The sequence below is a fragment of the Arthrobacter sp. AOP29-A2-19 genome (assembly GCF_058138025.1).
Genome location: NZ_CM176894.1, coordinates 855,538 through 870,738 on the forward strand (window position 1 = coordinate 855,538; position 15,201 = coordinate 870,738).

Here is a 15,201-nt window from a genome sequence, read left to right on the forward strand (position 1 = left end):
CGATAACGGTCCCGGTGGAAGTGCCGCCGGGGCAGAATGGGAGCATGTCTTCTCCTTTTGGTGCGAACGCGTCCGATCCGGCTTCCCAGGGACTTCCGCGGGGCGAGGTGCTCGGCCGCTACCAGTCGTACCTCGACGCGCAGAAGGTCGTCGACTACCTTGCGGACAACGACTTCCCGGTCGCGAACGTCAGCATCATCGGCAACGACCTGAAGTCCGTGGAGCGCGTGACTGCTAAACTCAGCTACCCCAAGGTCGCCCTCGCGGGGGCCGCCCAGGGCGCCATGTTCGGCGTGTTCGTGGGGCTGCTGCTCAGCCTCTTCACCCCAACGGGCGGCATCACCCAAATCCTGTCTTCGGTGGGTCTGGGCATGGCCATCTGGATGATCGTCGGCGTCGTCGGCTATTCGTTCCGCAAGGGCAAGCGCGACTTCGCGTCCTCGAGCCAGGTCATGGCGGGCTACTACGACGTTGTGGTCGGGTTCGAGCACGCGGCGGCGGCCCGCCAGCTGGCGGCCAAGCTGCCCATGAACTCCGGCGAGGCGCAGCGCCCGGCGTCGGCATGGGGCAGGCCATCGCGTCCGGCGCCGCAGAACGACGCCGCGCCGCAACACACGGGCAACCCGCCGGTCGCGGCGCCGGGGACTGCCCAGCCGGGCGAGTCCCAGCCCGGCTCCGCCGGGTCCGCGCGTCCGGGAATCGGCGACCTGCCGGACGGGCGACCGCAGTACGGCGTGCGCGTGGACCCGGCCGGCACCGCCTCGCCCGCCGGCCCCGCGGACGAGGGCGCTTCCGTGGGGAAGCCGCGGGCGGAGGAAACCCCGGCCCCTGACCAGACGCCGGACGGCAAGCCGGCCCCCGGCGCCGAGGGCGCAAGCGGGGACCGGTAGCCGTTCCGGCGGTGGCCGCTAGCCGTTCCGGCGGTGGCCGGTGGCCGCTAGCCGCGGGGGGTGTGCTCGCCCCCGGCGTAGATCCCGGCCATCCACGACTCGACCTCGTCCGGTGTGCGCGGCAGCGCGGCGCTGAGGTTCTCGCACCCGTCGGCGGTCACCAGCACGTCGTCCTCGAGGCGGACGCCGATGCCGCGGTATTCCTCGGGCACGGCCAGGTCCTCGTTCTTGAAGTAGAGGCCGGGTTCGATCGTGAAGACCATCCCCTCCTCCAGCACGCCGTCCAGGTACAGCTCGCGCTTGGCCTGTGCGCAGTCGTGAACGTCGAGCCCCAGGTGGTGGCTGGTACCGTGCGGCATCCAGCGGCGGTGGTGCTGGCCCTCGTCGGAAAGCGCCTCCTCGAGGGAGACGGGCAGCAGGCCCCACTCCGCGAGCCGCGTGGCCAGGACCTCCACGGCCGCGGTGTGCAGGTCGCGGAACCGCGTGCCCGGGCGGGCCACGGCGAAGGCCGCGTCTGCTGCTTCCAGCACGGCCTCGTAGATCTTGCGCTGGACGTCCGAGTACTTGCCGTTGATCGGCAACGTGCGCGTGATGTCCGCCGTGTACAGCGAATCCGCCTCGACGCCGGCGTCGAGCAGCAGCAGGTCACCGGTCGAGACGCGGCCGTTGTTGCGGATCCAGTGCAGGACGGTGGCGTTGTTTCCGGCGGCGGCGATCGTGTCGTACCCCAGGTCGTTGCCCTCTTCGCGGGCGCGCGCAAAGAACGCGCCCTCGACGACGCGCTCTCCGCGGTCGTGGGCGATCGCCCGGGGGATTTCCTTCACCACCTCGTGGAAGCCGTTGACCGTCGCCTCCACGGCGAGGCGCATCTGCGCAATCTCCCACTCGTCCTTGACCAGGCGGAGCTCGGAGAGCGCCTCGGCCAGCTCGCCGTCGAGGCGGTCGGAGACCTCAAGGTCGACGCCGGTGTTGATCCTCGACGTGTCCACGAGCGCGTCGCAGTTCAGATCGACGTCGCGCAGCAGCCGGATTCGCATGCCGCCGAACTCGACCGCGCCGGCGTCCTTCGTCACGGCGACCTCCAGGTCGCCGATGTCGGCGGTCGGGAGGGCCAGGCGGGCGGACAGCTCGCCGAGGGTGGGACGGGAACCGATCCAGAACTCGCCGTAGCGTGCGTTCGAGTAGAACTCCTCGGTGTCCCGCCCGGCGAGCGGCCGGAAGTAGAGCGTCGCCGAGTGGTTGCCCCCGTCGTCGCCCAGACCCTCGTCGGTGGGCTCCAACACCAGCACGGCCTCGGGCTCGTGGTCGACGCCCAGCCCCGTGAGGTGGGCGAAGCCGGAGTGCGGACGGAATCGGTAGTCAGTGTCGTTGGAGCGGACCTTCAGAGGGCCCGCCGGGAGCACCAGCCGCTCGCCCGGGAACCTGTCCGAGACCGCGCGCCGGCGCCTGGCCGCGTACGGGGCCACCGCGTCCGCCCCGGGGGATTCGGTGGAGGCCGGGGCCCACTGGGTGGCCATGAATTCCTTGAAGGCATCCGAGCTCGGGCGCTGGGAACGGTTGTTCACGCGGTCCTCGAGCGGCTGATCGCTTCCTGGGGTGTCGTTCGATTCAGTCATCACCCGTCCATCGTCTCAAAGCGCGCCAAATCCACCAAGGCGCCGGTTCCACCGGGGCGCCCGGCTACGCTTGAGCCATGCTGATCGACCTCCACGCGCATTCGAACGTTTCGGACGGCACCCAGGCGCCGGCCGGCGTCGTCGCGGCCGCGGCCGATGCCGGGATCGATGTTCTCGGGCTGACCGACCACGACCAGACAAGCGGCTGGACGGAGGCGTCCGAGGCGGCCGTGCGTCTGGGTGTCGGCCTGGTGCCCGGCATGGAGATTTCCTGCAAGACGCGCGAGGGCGTCAGCGTGCACCTGCTCAGCTACCTGCACGATCCGGGCCACGAAGGCCTGCTGGAGGAGATCAACAAGGCGCGCGACGCGCGCGTCCACCGCGCGCGTCGGATGGTCGCCCTTCTGTCCGAGGACTTCCCGGTCGACTGGGAGATGGTCAACCGCCACCGCGCGCCCGGGGCCACGATCGGCCGGCCGCACATCGCCGACGCGTTGGTCGCGGCGGGAGTGGCCGCCGACCGGTCCGAGGCCTTCGCCACGGTCCTGACCTCGCAGTCCCGCTACTACGTGGGCCACTATGCCGTTGATCCCGTGAGCGCCGTGGGATTGGTCAGGGCGGCCGGCGGCGTGCCGGTCTTCGCCCACCCGGTGGCCTCCGCCCGCGGGCGCGTGGTCGACGAGTCCGTCTTCGAGGACATGATCGCGGCCGGCCTGATGGGGGTTGAGGTGGACCACCGCGACAATCCCGAGGGCGGACGCGCGTTCCTGCGCGCACTGGCGGCGGAGCACCACCTGATCGTCACCGGTTCCAGCGACTACCACGGCGCCGGGAAGCCCAACCTGCTGGGGGAAAACAGCACCACGCCCGAGATGCTGGAGCGGATCCTCGAGGCCGGAACGGGGTCTTCGCCGGTCGGCATGCCCCGAACAACCTAGGCCAACCCGCCGCCCAGGACGGCCGCGTCGGGCAGCCGCTTGCGCATCACGGCGAGCGATTGCGGGTTGGCGTCCACGCAGACGTAACGCCTCCCCAGTGCCGAGGCCACCGCGCCGGTGGTGCCGGACCCCGCGAAGAAGTCCAGCACCCAGTCGCCCGGACGGCTGCTCGCCGCGACGATCCGGCGGAGGATGCCTTCGGGCTTCTGCGTGGGGTAGCCGGTCTTTTCCCTGCCCGTGGGGGAGACGATGGTGTGCCACCAGACATCGGTGGGCAGCTTGCCGCGGGCCACCTTCTCCGGGGTGACGAGACCCGGGGCCATGTACGGTTCCCTGTCCACCTCCTCGGAATCGAAGTGGTAGGCGGCGGGATCCTTCACGTAGACCAGGATGCTGTCGTGCTTCGCCGGCCAGCGGTTCTTGGCGCGCGCCCCGTAGTCGTAGGCCCAGACGATCTCGTTGAGGAACGATTCCCGTCCGAAGATCGCGTCCAGCATGACCTTCACGTAGTGCACTTCGCGGTAGTCCAGGTGGACGTACAGGGTCCCGTCGTCGGACAGGAGCCTCCTGGCCTCCCTGAGTCGCGGTTCCAGGAACGCCCAATAGTCGGCGAAGGCGTCGTCGTAGCTGCTCAGCGCCCCGCGGACCGTCGAGTAGCTGGCGCCCTTGAAGCCCACCCGGTCGCCCGCTCCCGGTTCCGCGCGCACGGTCCTGGTCTGCTGCCGGCTCTGCCTGCGCCCCGTGTTGAACGGGGGATCGACGTAGATCAGCGTGAAGGCCCCGTCGGGCAGGGTGGGAAGGTAGTCCGCGTTCTCCGCGTGGACCACCAGGTTGGGCCCGTCCGGCGCCCACGCCGGGGGCGCGGAGGGCCCGGCCGCGGCATCCGGCGGGGCCGAGGGCATGCGGGCGGAGGCCCCGACCAGCTGGTCGGGGCCTCCGTCGGCGGTGCGGGACAAATCCATGGCGGCTATTCGGACTCGTTGCGGTCGACGACCTCGCCGTTGCGGCGGCGCGTGCGCGAACGGCGCCGGCGGGCCGGCTGCGCGGCGTCGGTCGCCGTCTGTGCGTCGAGCGCGGGCGCGGCGGAGCGGGCCTCGGTGGCCTCCTCGGGGCGTCGGCTGCGGCCCTCGCCCGTGGTCTCCTTGTTCGGGCGGTCGGCGCGGCCGTGGCTGTGGCCATGGCGGCCGCCGCCGGCGCCGCGCTCCGGGCGCGAGTCGCGTCCGCGACCCCCACGCGCGTCGCGGTCCGGGCGCCCGCCCCGGGCGTCGCGGTCGCCGCGGCCCGAGGGCTTCTTGCCGGTCTCGCCGAGGTCCTCGAGCGTCTCGCCGGAAAGCCCCTCGAGCACACGCTTGTTGCGCGGCAGGCGGCCCTTGGTCCCGGCGGGAATGTGCAGGTCCTCGTACAGGTGGGCCGACGAGGAATAGGTTTCCACCGGCTCCGGCTGGTCCAGGCCGAGCGCCTTGTTGATGAGGCCCCAGCGCGGGACGTCTTCCCAGTCCACGAACGTGACGGCGGTTCCCTTGTTCCCGGCGCGGCCGGTGCGGCCCACGCGGTGCAGATAGGTCTTCTCGTCCTCGGGGCACTGCAGGTTGATGACGTGGGTGACGTCGTCGACGTCGATGCCGCGGGCGGCCACGTCTGTGGCCACAAGCACGTCGACCTTGTTGTTGCGGAACGCGCGGAGCGCCTGCTCTCGGGCGCCCTGGCCGAGGTCGCCGTGGATGGATCCGGCGGCGAATCCGCGGTCGATCAGTTCCTCGCTGAGCTTGGCGGCCGAACGCTTGGTCTTCGTGAAGATGATGGTGCGTCCGCGGCCCTCGGACTGCAGGATCCGTGAGACGACCTCGTCCTTGTCGAGCTGGTGTGCCCGGTAGATGACCTGGCGGATGTCCTTCTTCGTGATGCCGTCGTCCTCGGGATCCGCCGCGCGGATGTGCGTCGGGTGGCTCATGTAGCGGCGCGCCATGGCGACGACGGGGCCGGGCATGGTGGCCGAGAACAGCATGGTCTGGCGGATCGCCGGCGTGGCGCCAAGAAGCGTCTCGACGTCCGGGAGGAAGCCGAGGTCGAGCATCTCGTCGGCCTCGTCCAACACAACGATCCGTACGTTCTTCAGGTTGAGGTGCTTCTGCTTGTAGAGGTCGATCAGGCGCCCGGGGGTGCCCACAACGATTTCCACGCCGGACTGAAGCTGCTCGATCTGCGGCTCGTAGGCCCGGCCGCCGTAGATGGTGGCGATGCGCGCGTTGCGCTGCGTGGAGGCCTTGGCGATGTCCGCGGCGACCTGGACGGCAAGTTCGCGCGTCGGGGCCACGATGAGTGCCTGCGGCGCTCCGGGGGAGGGGAGCTGGTCGTAGCCGGCGTCGTCGGGTCCGACGACGCGCTGCAGCGCGGGGATGCCGAACCCGAACGTCTTGCCGGTTCCGGTCTTGGCCTGTCCGATAATGTCGTGGCCGCCCAGTGCGATGGGCAGCGTCATGGACTGGATCGGGAAGGGGTGGAGAATGCCGGCCGAGGCGAGCGAGTCGACGATGTCCTGGCGGACACCGAAGTCCGCGAAGGTCTGCTCGGGAATCTCGTGGGGGACCTCGTCGGTGGCGAGGACTTCCTCGACCTCGATCTCCTCGGTGCCACCGTCGGCAGTCAGGTGCTGTTCAGTGTTCAATTGGTTCTCATTCGTTTAGGCGCCGGCCACGGGCGTGCTCGACGTGCACCGCCGGAATGGGCGGGACGGAGTCCACCGCGACAGCGGCGCATCCAGCGGAGCCGATCGCGGGCTAGCAAGCGCGAAGTTCGCGCCGGGGTGCAGGTTCGCTGGGAATCGCTGCCAAGAAAATGCGTATGGGTACGACCGGGCATCCTTGTCTACACCCATAGTCTAGCGCGCCGCGGGCCAACGGCCCGGTTCGTGGCCCGCGTCACCGTGGCCGCACAGGCCCGGACGCGGATCAGACCACGCGGAAGAGGACGGAGCGCGACTCGATGTCCGCCTCCACGAGCTCCGCCACCACACGCTCGCCCGCCGGCACGTCACCCACAAAGCGCGCCGCGATCGCGGGATCCGTGACCAGTAGCGTTCCGTAGGCGGGCTTGCCGTTTCCCCGGGCGCGCTCCACCTGTTCCGGGGCCGGCGCGCCGACCGTCACGGCGTCGAACCTCTCGCCGACCCGGCCGAGCAACAGGGCCGCCTCGACGGCGTTCAGCGCCTCGCGCTCCGCGCGCCCGGCCATGCGATTGGACTCCTCCATCAGCGCGGGGAGCAGCGGGAGCGCGGCGCGTATTCCCTCCGGAACCTCGACGCCGCGCGACAAGTGTTCGCAGACCACCAGGACAAAACGGTCCACGAGCCGGCGCAGGGGCGCCGTTGTGTGCGCGTAGGGGGCCGCGATGGCCGATTGGAGCGTCTCGGCGGGCGGCTCGCCGTCGAAGGCCGTGTAGCCCGCGCCGCGGAAGAGCGACGTGGCGGCGTGCATGACGGCCATCTGCGGCGGGTCGCCGACGTCGAGGCTGCGGAGGAAGTCGCCGTAGCGGACGTCCTCCCTCCACTCGGTCCCAAGCGCGGCCGCCTGGCGCCGGAAGAGCCCGACGCTGGCCGCGTCCGGCGGCGGCATGGTCCGCAGGATGCCCACGCGGCCCTCAAGCATGATCCGGGCCGCCTCCATCCCAGTCATCAGTGAGATCTGCGCGTTCCAGTCCTCGACCGGCAGCGGCGCGCGGGCCACGAGGCGGTAGGCGCCGGCGTCGTCGACCTCCACCTCCTGCTCGGGCAACCGCAAGCTGGCGCCGCCGCGCGCGTGCTCCAAGGCGATGCGCTTCAGGCCGACCTCGCGGAGCAGGCGCAGCGACTCGCTGGCGCTGAAGGCGTCCAGGTCCGCCTGCACGTCGGCGTACGCCAGCTTGGCCCGGCTCTCGATGGTGGCCCGCACCAGCGATGTGGTGGAGACGTTCGCGTCGGCGTCGAGCGTGAAGGTCCAGACGTACGCCCCGCGGCGCTGCCCGGGAAGCAGGCTCCCGGCATCCTCGCTGATGGTCTCGGGGTGAAGCGCGATGCGCCGGTGCGGAAGGTAGAAGGTTTGGCCGCGGCGCCGGGTCTCGGCATCCAGGGCGCCGCCATCGGCGACGAACGCCGGGACGTCCGCGATGGCATAGCGCACGGTGTAGCCGTCGCCGTCCCGCTCGATGTGGACGGCCTGATCGAGATCGGTCGAGGCGGGCGGGTCGATGGTGACGAAGTCGACGCCGGTCATGTCCTCCCCGGGCAGGGAGTGATCGGCGACCATGCGTTCCGCCTCCGCGGCCACCTCCGGGGGGAATTCGCGCGGCAGGCCCAGCTCCACCTCCATGGCTGACATGGCCGCCTCGAGCGCGGTCCGGCGGGCGCTGGTCTTGATGTTCATCTGCTGGTACACCACAGGCACAGCCTACCCACCGACCCGCGAAAGGGCCCGGGGGTAGGGTTGGGGGATGACCGAGCAGCCCCTGCCCCTCCTCGACGAGGCCACCCGCGAGCGCTTCGAATCGGCCCTCTACGGCATGATGGCCTACCGGGAATTGACGGCTTTCGAACGCCTGTCCTCCGACGCGCGGTTCTCCCCGACGCTCGCGGACCGGGACGCGCTGGCACGGTTGGCGGTGGCCGAGTTCGGCCACTACGAGTTGGTGCGCGAACGCATCGAGGCGGGCGGCGGGGACGTCCACGCGGCCATGGAACCGTTCGTGGCGTCGATCGATGCCCTTCACGAGCGGACCCGGCCGGGGGACTGGTTCGAGTCGCTGATGAAGGCCTACGTCATCGATTCGGTCTCCGGCGATTTCTACCAGGCGATCGCCGCCGCGCTCGACGCCGATGCGCGCGTGCTGGTCTCCGAGGTCCAGTCCACCGACAACCAGACCCGCTGGCTGCGCGAGAGGCTGAACGAGTCGCTGCGCGAGGATCCCCGGCTGTCCTCCCGTCTGGCGCTGTGGGGGCGGCGGTTGCTGGGCGAGGTGTTGACGCAGGCGCACCGAATAGGGGACGAGCACGATTTCTGGGAATTTCTCCTGCCCGCGGACACCGCGCCCGAGGCGGCTGTCGCCCGGCTCTTCGCCAGGCTCGTCGAGAACCATTCGCGCCGCATGAGCGACCTGGGGCTGACGGCTTAAACGGGCCGCCGCCCGGACCGGCCCCCTGAGGGGAGCGGGTCCGGGCGGCGGCGTTGCCCGACGTCTGTGTGGTCGCTAGTGGGCGAAGCCGACGCGGCGCTGCTCCTCGGCGCCGATTTCGACGTAGCCGATCGACGCGGATGGAATAATGACCACGCGGCCCTTGATGTCGGTCAGCTGCAGTTCGTTCCCGGAGTGGATGGCCTTGGTCACCTGTTCCGAGACCTTGGCCGCCGAATCCGAGGATTCGACGAGTACTTCACGGGCGACGTTCTGGATTCCAATGCGCACGTCCATGGGGCGGCTCCTTCTTAGGCAGGCAAGCGTTCGACTGTGTCAGCTACGAATCTACTTCAGGATTCCTTGGGGAACCGACCGATTCCGCGCCAAGCTAAACGGGAGACCAGCTCGGCGGCGTCGTCGAGGTCCACGTCCTCCTCGAGCTCGAGCCAATAGCGGGCCGATACCTGGGCCATGCCGGCGAGTCCCCGCCCCAGCAGGAGGGCCTGCGGACGCGGCAGCTTGGTGTCCTCGGCGATGACGTCGGCGACCGCGGACGCGAACTTCGCGTTGAAGCCCTCCAGCCGGGCGCTGACCTCCGGGTCGTTCATCAGGTCGGACTCGAACACCATGCGATGTGCCTGGCTGTCGTGCGCAATGAACTCGAAGTAGGCGCGGATGGTCGCCTGCACGCGCTGCTTGTTGTCCGTTGTGGAGGAAATGGCCGCGAGCACCAGTTCGGTCAGGTCCGCCAAGTGAGCGTCGAGCAGGGCCATGTACAGCTCGCGCTTGCCCGGAAAGTGCTGGTAGAGCACGGGCTTGCTGACCATGGCCACGTCGGCGATCTCGTCCATGGAGGCGCCGTGGTAGCCATTCGCGACAAAGACCTGGTGCGCGGCCCGCAGCAATTGCTTGCGGCGTTGCTCGCGGGGCATACGCTGGGTCTTCGGCGCACGCTCTGGGATGCGTTCCACTTCCTGCCTTTCGCCGGGCCGCCAACGGTGCCGGACGGACTGAGTCACGTTATTCTACGCCGGGGTAACGAGCGTTCCGCCCTTAGCGCGGGCGAGGGACGAACTTAGCGCGGGCGAGGGACGAAAACCGCCGCGCGCAGCTCTCCCGACAAGTGGCGGCGGACTAGAGTTGGCCCATGGACACCGCACGCCGGGGGCCCGGAGCCCCGCTCGTTGACCGCGGACCGGAACTTACGGCCGCCGAGCTGCGCCGGTACTCGCGCCACCTCATCATTCCGGAGGTGGGGATGGACGGCCAGCGCCGCCTGAAGAACGCCCGCATTCTGGTGGTGGGGGCGGGCGGCCTCGGGTCGCCCGCGCTCCTGTACCTTGCGGCCGCCGGAATCGGGACCCTGGGGATCGTGGACGACGACACCGTCGACGAATCCAACCTGCAGCGGCAGGTGATCCACGCCATGTCGGACCTCGGCAAGTCCAAGGCCGAATCTGCCCGCGAATCCATCTTCGACCTCAATCCGCTCGTCTCGGTGGTCCTGCACCAGGAACGGCTGGACGCGGGAAACGCCCTGGAGATCTTCTCAGGCTACGATCTGGTCCTCGACGGAACGGACAACTTCGCCACCCGCTACCTGGTCAACGACGCGGCCGCCATCGTGGGGATTCCCTATGTTTGGGGCTCGATCCTGCGCTTCGACGGGCAGGTCAGCGTCTTCTGGGGCGGACACGGGCCCACGTACCGGGACCTGTACCCGGAGGCGCCGCCGGCCGGCACCGTACCTTCCTGCGCAGAGGGCGGGGTCTTCGGCGTCCTCTGCGCCCAGATCGGCTCCGTGATGGTGGCCGAGGCGATCAAGCTTGTCACCGGGATGGGGGAGCCCCTGCTCGGGAGGGTGCTGATCCTGGACTCGCTGGCCATGACCTGGCAGGAGATCCGGCTCAGGCCCGACCCCGAGACCGTCCAGCCGGCCGAGCTGCTGGAGGACTACCCCGCGTTCTGCGGCATGCCGTCGCAGGCGTCGCAACGCGAACTGCCCACGGTCGGGGCCCGAGAACTCGAGGCCATGCTCGCCGCACGCGCCGAGGGCGGGGCGGACTTCAGGCTGATCGATGTGCGCGAGCCGGGAGAGGCGGAGATCGTGTCCATCGACGGTGCGGAACTCGCGCCGCGGGGACAGGTTCTCGGCGGCGACATCGAGTTGCCCCGGGACGTCCCACTGGTTCTGCACTGCAAGTCCGGGGCCCGGTCCGGAGAGGTGCTGGGTCACCTGCTGGAGCGGGGCTACGGCGACGCGCGGCATCTGGCCGGGGGCATCCTGGCGTGGATCGACGAGGTTGAGCCCGGCAAGCCGGTGTACTGAGTCGCCGGGCGGGCAGGTCGACGGGCGGCTGTGCCCCCGGTCGACGTCGTTTCTGGCCGACCGGGTCCCCGGCGGGCGTGTCCGCTAGCCGGCGTTGCGCACCGAGGCGCGGACGGCAGGCTCGCCGACCGGGCACACGTCCGTGCGCGGCTCCGCGGGTCCGGCCGGTGGGATGGCTTCCCGCGACACACCGGCGGCAGGAGCGCCGACCGAGATGCCGAACAAGGTCTCCAGGGCCGCCTCGACCTCCGCGTGCCGGCCCTCGGACGCGAGCTCGCGGGCCCGCACCGTGGGGGCATGAAGCAGTTGGCGCATCATCCGGCGCATGGCGAACTCCACCTCCTCGGCGGCGGCCGTGCAGCCGTGCTGCGCGCGCACCTTCCCCACCTCGGTCTCCAAGACCCGCTGGGTGTGCCGGCGCAACGCGACGATGGCGGCGTCGGCGGAACGCTCCATCTGGTCGTTCACAAACTCCCTGGCGGCGTCGCTGACGATTGTCCGGGCCTCGCGCAGCGCCTGGGCCTGCTCGGCCGGGGCCGCCATGCGAACGGACTCCAGTGTGATGAGCTCAACCCCGTCCAGGTCCTCGACGGACTGGTCGAAGTCGCGGGTCAGGGCCAGATCGATCGCCACAAGTTGGCGCCCGCCACGCTCCAAGCCGGCCAAGTCGGCGGCGGTGATGCGGCGTCCGCCGCCGCTGCAGCCGATGAGGACGTCGGCCTCAGCGAGCGCGGCCGCCGTCGACGACTCGTCCAGGGCGGTACCGCCACGGGTGGCGACGAACGCCTCGGCCCGTCCCGACGCGGAGTAGACGGAGATGTTGGTGGCGCCGCGCTCCTTCAGCAGTGCCATGGTGGCCCCCGCGTAGGCGCCCGTGCCGAAGACGACGACCGATTTGGAGGACCACGAGGCGTCGGCGGCGATGTCCGCGGCCAGGTCGAGGGCGACGGAAACGATCGAAAGTCCGCGCCCGCCCAGGGCCGTCCGCGTACCGACGTCCTTCGCGGTGCGCGAGGCCGTCTGGAACAGCCGGACCAGCGAGCCCGAGGCGGTGCCGCCGTGCTGGGCCTCGATCAGCGCCCTGCGGACCTGTCCGGCGATCTCGCGTTCGCCGATGACGGCCGAGTCCAGCCCGGCCCCGACCGCGAAGAGGTGGTCGACGGCATCCTGGCCGGTCTTGGTGGCGAGGGCGGAGGACACGTGCTGTTCGGCGAGGCCGGAGGCGTCGGCGATCTGGGAGATGACCGCGGAGCGGGCCGCCTCGACATCCTGCTCGGACGGAGCCTCGCAGTAAACCTCGTACCGGTTGCAGGTCGCCAACACCACGGCGCCCGAAACCGGGGTGGTGCCGTCGAGCACGGCTGAGGCGACCCCGGAGGCGCCGGCACTCAGCCGGGCGACGGTCTCGAGGTCGATATCCGAATGGGAGGCGACAAGCGATACGAAAACCACAGTGGATCCATCCTACCGCCCCCTTCCGCTCCAAAACGCGCGCAAATAGCGCACATGTGAGTGTCCTATCCCACCTTTGGGCCGTGGCGGCGGTCGGGGATTAGCTGTTATCGAGGCCAAGTTGGCAGAATCAATGCCATGACGTTGAGCGCAAGCCATCCGCTGCAGGATGGCCGAACTGCCGAATCCCCTCTGATCACCGCATACCGCGGCGGAGTGCCCAGCCGGCGCCCCGTGTGGTTCATGCGCCAGGCAGGAAGATCGCTGCCGGAATACCGAACCCTGCGCGAAGGCATCCCGATGCTGGATTCGTGTCTTCGGCCCGAACTGGCCTCCGAGATCACCCTTCAGCCCGTCCGCCGGCACGACGTCGACGCCGCCATCTTCTTCTCCGACATCGTCATCCCCCTCAAGCTTGCGGGCATCGACGTTGACATCGTCCCCGGCGTCGGACCGGTCCTGGGCCAGCCCGTGCGCACGGCCGCCGACGTCGCCGCCCTGCCGAGGCTCGAGTCGTCGGCGCTCGATCCGATCCGCGAAGCGGTCGGCATGACAGTGGACGCGCTTGGATCAACCCCGCTGATCGGCTTCGCCGGCGCGCCCTTCACCTTGGCCGCCTACATGGTCGAGGGACGCCCGTCCCGCGACCACCTGGGGCCCCGGACCATGATGCACGCCGAACCGGAGACATGGCAGGCCCTGGCGGACTGGGCGGCCGACGCCTCCGGCCAGTTCCTGCGCGCGCAGCTCGAGGCCGGTGCCAGCGCCGGTCAGCTCTTCGACTCCTGGGCCGGCAGCCTCGGCCTCGCCGACTACGAGCGGCACGTGGCGCCGGCGTCGACCCGCGCGCTCGACCACGTCCGCGACCTCGGCGCCCCACTGGTGCACTTCGGCACGGGGACCTCGGAACTCCTGCCCGCGATGCGCGACGTCGGGGTCGACGTGGTTGGCGTCGACTACCGCCTGCCGCTCGACGAGGCCAACCGCCGCCTCGGCGGATCCGTCCCGCTGCAGGGCAACATCGACCCCGCGTTGCTCCCGGCACCGTGGGACGTCCTCGAGGCGCATGTCCGGGATGTGCTGAAGGCCGGGGAGGCCGCGCCGGCCCACGTGGTGAACCTCGGCCACGGCGTGCCGCCGGAGACGGACCCCGAGGTCCTCACCCGGGTCGTGGACCTCGTGCACTCGATCGCCCCGGCAACCCGACCGTAGCCGGGCCACCGTCAACCATCCGCCACAGGGCAGGACCACGCAGGGAAGGACACCGATGCCACACCGGAACGAACGCCACGCGCACCGCGCAGACGGGGACGGAATCCCCGTGCCCGCGCCGGTTAGGGCCGTCGTCGTCGGAGGTGGCGTGTCCGGGCTGGTGGCCGCGCGCGAGCTCGCCATCTCCGGGCACGCGGTGGAGGTCTTCGAGGCGACCGGCGCCTTCGGCGGTTGCGTCGCCCCGCACACGGTCGCCGGGTTGGTCCTGGACGCCGGCGCCGAATCCTTCGCCACCCGGAACACCGCCGTGGCGGACCTGCTCGCCGAGTTGGGACTCGGGGAGGACATCGTCCTGCCTTGTCCCGGCGGCGCCTGGCTGTATGTGGAGCGCGGGACCGGCCACAAGGGGGCCGCGCTGCCCATGCCGCAGACCGGCATCCTTGGCATCCCCGGCGACCCCGCGGCCGAGGACGTTAAGCGGGCCATCGGGGCGGCGGCGTCCCTGCGCGCCGCGGCGGACCTGGCGATGCCGGTGTCGCGCCAAGTCGCCGAGGAGCCGCTGAGCATCGGCGAACTGGTCCGCGCGCGGATGGGCCGCGCCGTGCTGGACACGCTGGTCGCCCCCGTCGTCTCCGGGGTCCACTCCGCCGATCCCGACACCCTCGACGTGGACACCGTGGCCCCGGGGCTCCGTGCAGCCGTCGTCAAGCACGGCTCGCTGGCCCGCGCCGCCGCGTCGATCCGCTCCGCCGCCCCCGCGGGATCGGCCGTGGCGGGGCTCTCCGGCGGAATGCACCGACTGGTCTCCGCCCTGGTCCAGGACCTGCGCGAGCGGGGTGCCGTGCTGCACGCGGACACGCCTGTGGCCGCCATCGAGCACGCCGGCGCCGCGGAGACCGCTGCCCGGACCGGCGAACCCACGAGCCCCTGGGCCGTCACCGTCCGCGGCGCCAAGGACGCGGAACCGCGCCGCATCGAGGCGGACCGGATCGTCGTCGCCACAACCGGACCCACCGCCGTCGACCTGCTGGCGCCGCTGGCGGCGGGTGTGGCCCGGCACCGCCCGCAGGAGGGCGCGGGAGTATCGCTCGTCACGCTCGTCGTCGACAAGCCCGAGCTCGACGAGGCCCCGCGGGGGACCGGCATGCTGGTCGCCCCCGGCGCGGCCGCGGTCGGCGCGAAGGCCATCACGCACGCGACGTCCAAGTGGGCGTGGCTCGCCGAGGAGGCCGGCCCCGGCACACACGTGCTGCGCCTGTCCTACGGCCGGGTCTCAGAGAGGACCTCGCGCGTCGCCGACTCGTCCGACGAGGAACTCCGCCACGCCGCGGTCCTGGACGCCCGCGAGTTGCTGGGGGTGGACCTCCAGGACACCGACGTGCTGGGCTGGGACGTGGTGCGCTACGGCGGGGCGCTGCCGTTCGCGACCACGGGCCACCGCGACAGGGTCGCCGCGTTCCGTGGCGACCTCGCCGCGGTCGCAGGCATCGACGTGGTCGGCGCCTGGCTCGCGGGCACCGGACTTGCCGCCATCGTCCAGGACACCCGCAACCGGATCGGCATCTCCGCCAGCTGAGCCGCCCCCCGACACCCAACGATCCCCGTAGAGAAAGAGGCCG

At 70.8% G+C, this 15,201-nt stretch carries 13 protein-coding genes; 6 read left to right on the forward strand and 7 right to left on the reverse strand.

Annotated elements, in window-relative coordinates:
* Positions 1–44 precede the first annotated feature (44 nt).
* Positions 45–890, forward strand: coding sequence for a YflT domain-containing protein (locus tag AC3ZJJ_RS03905; RefSeq protein WP_489893951.1), 846 nt, complete (start codon positions 45–47; stop codon positions 888–890).
* Positions 891–937: 47 nt separating this feature from the next.
* Here AC3ZJJ_RS03905 and AC3ZJJ_RS03910 read toward each other — a convergent pair whose 3' ends face one another.
* Entirely contained in the window at positions 938–2,506 is a 1,569-nt protein-coding gene (locus AC3ZJJ_RS03910) for an aminopeptidase P family protein (RefSeq protein WP_489893952.1), read from the reverse strand.
* 77 nt (positions 2,507–2,583) lie between these two features.
* On the opposite strand from AC3ZJJ_RS03910, the gene AC3ZJJ_RS03915 reads away from it, so the two are divergent.
* Positions 2,584–3,444, forward strand: coding sequence for a PHP domain-containing protein (locus tag AC3ZJJ_RS03915; protein WP_489893953.1), 861 nt, complete (start codon positions 2,584–2,586; stop codon positions 3,442–3,444).
* Here the strand turns inward: AC3ZJJ_RS03915 and AC3ZJJ_RS03920 are convergent.
* The 3 genes from AC3ZJJ_RS03920 to AC3ZJJ_RS03930 all read right to left on the reverse strand — a co-directional run bounded on the left by AC3ZJJ_RS03920 (position 3,441) and on the right by AC3ZJJ_RS03930 (position 7,856).
* A complete protein-coding gene (locus AC3ZJJ_RS03920) occupies positions 3,441–4,346 on the reverse strand; it encodes a DNA-methyltransferase (protein WP_489895673.1) in 906 nt (301 codons plus the stop codon). The two genes, AC3ZJJ_RS03915 and AC3ZJJ_RS03920, sit on opposite strands and share 4 nt — an antisense overlap.
* Positions 4,347–4,411: 65 nt before the next feature.
* Positions 4,412–6,109, reverse strand: coding sequence for a DEAD/DEAH box helicase (locus tag AC3ZJJ_RS03925; protein ID WP_489893954.1), 1,698 nt, complete (start codon positions 6,107–6,109; stop codon positions 4,412–4,414).
* A 283-nt stretch (positions 6,110–6,392) separates the two neighbouring features.
* On the reverse strand, positions 6,393–7,856 hold the full coding sequence (locus AC3ZJJ_RS03930; protein ID WP_489893955.1) for an RNB domain-containing ribonuclease: 1,464 nt from the start codon (positions 7,854–7,856) through the stop codon (positions 6,393–6,395).
* A gap of 52 nt (positions 7,857–7,908) precedes the next feature.
* Between AC3ZJJ_RS03930 and AC3ZJJ_RS03935 the strand changes: the two genes are divergently transcribed.
* The gene (locus tag AC3ZJJ_RS03935) at positions 7,909–8,586 is read left to right on the forward strand and encodes a ferritin-like fold-containing protein (RefSeq protein WP_489893956.1); all 678 of its coding nucleotides are present in this window, start codon (positions 7,909–7,911) and stop codon (positions 8,584–8,586) included.
* A gap of 75 nt (positions 8,587–8,661) precedes the next feature.
* Here the strand turns inward: AC3ZJJ_RS03935 and AC3ZJJ_RS03940 are convergent, their stop codons facing one another.
* Both AC3ZJJ_RS03940 and AC3ZJJ_RS03945 read right to left on the reverse strand, forming a co-directional pair.
* A complete protein-coding gene (locus AC3ZJJ_RS03940) occupies positions 8,662–8,883 on the reverse strand; it encodes a DUF3107 domain-containing protein (protein WP_489893957.1) in 222 nt (73 codons plus the stop codon).
* Positions 8,884–8,939: 56 nt separating this feature from the next.
* On the reverse strand, positions 8,940–9,521 hold the full coding sequence (locus tag AC3ZJJ_RS03945; protein ID WP_489895675.1) for a TetR/AcrR family transcriptional regulator: 582 nt from the start codon (positions 9,519–9,521) through the stop codon (positions 8,940–8,942).
* 215 nt (positions 9,522–9,736) lie between these two features.
* On the opposite strand from AC3ZJJ_RS03945, the gene moeB reads away from it, so the two are divergent.
* Positions 9,737–10,918: a molybdopterin-synthase adenylyltransferase MoeB gene (moeB, locus tag AC3ZJJ_RS03950; protein ID WP_489893958.1), complete on the forward strand. Its 1,182-nt coding sequence runs from the start codon at positions 9,737–9,739 to the stop codon at positions 10,916–10,918.
* Between the two features lie 84 nt (positions 10,919–11,002).
* Here moeB and AC3ZJJ_RS03955 read toward each other — a convergent pair whose 3' ends face one another.
* The gene (locus tag AC3ZJJ_RS03955; protein ID WP_489893959.1) at positions 11,003–12,370 is read right to left on the reverse strand and encodes a glutamyl-tRNA reductase; all 1,368 of its coding nucleotides are present in this window, start codon (positions 12,368–12,370) and stop codon (positions 11,003–11,005) included.
* Positions 12,371–12,508: 138 nt separating this feature from the next.
* Here AC3ZJJ_RS03955 and hemE point away from each other — a divergent pair, with 138 nt between their 5' ends.
* Positions 12,509–13,582: a uroporphyrinogen decarboxylase gene (gene hemE, locus AC3ZJJ_RS03960; protein WP_489893960.1), complete on the forward strand. Its 1,074-nt coding sequence runs from the start codon at positions 12,509–12,511 to the stop codon at positions 13,580–13,582.
* Positions 13,583–13,637: 55 nt separating this feature from the next.
* Entirely contained in the window at positions 13,638–15,158 is a 1,521-nt protein-coding gene (gene hemG / locus AC3ZJJ_RS03965; protein WP_489893961.1) for a protoporphyrinogen oxidase, read from the forward strand.
* The last annotated feature ends 43 nt before the right edge of the window (positions 15,159–15,201 follow it).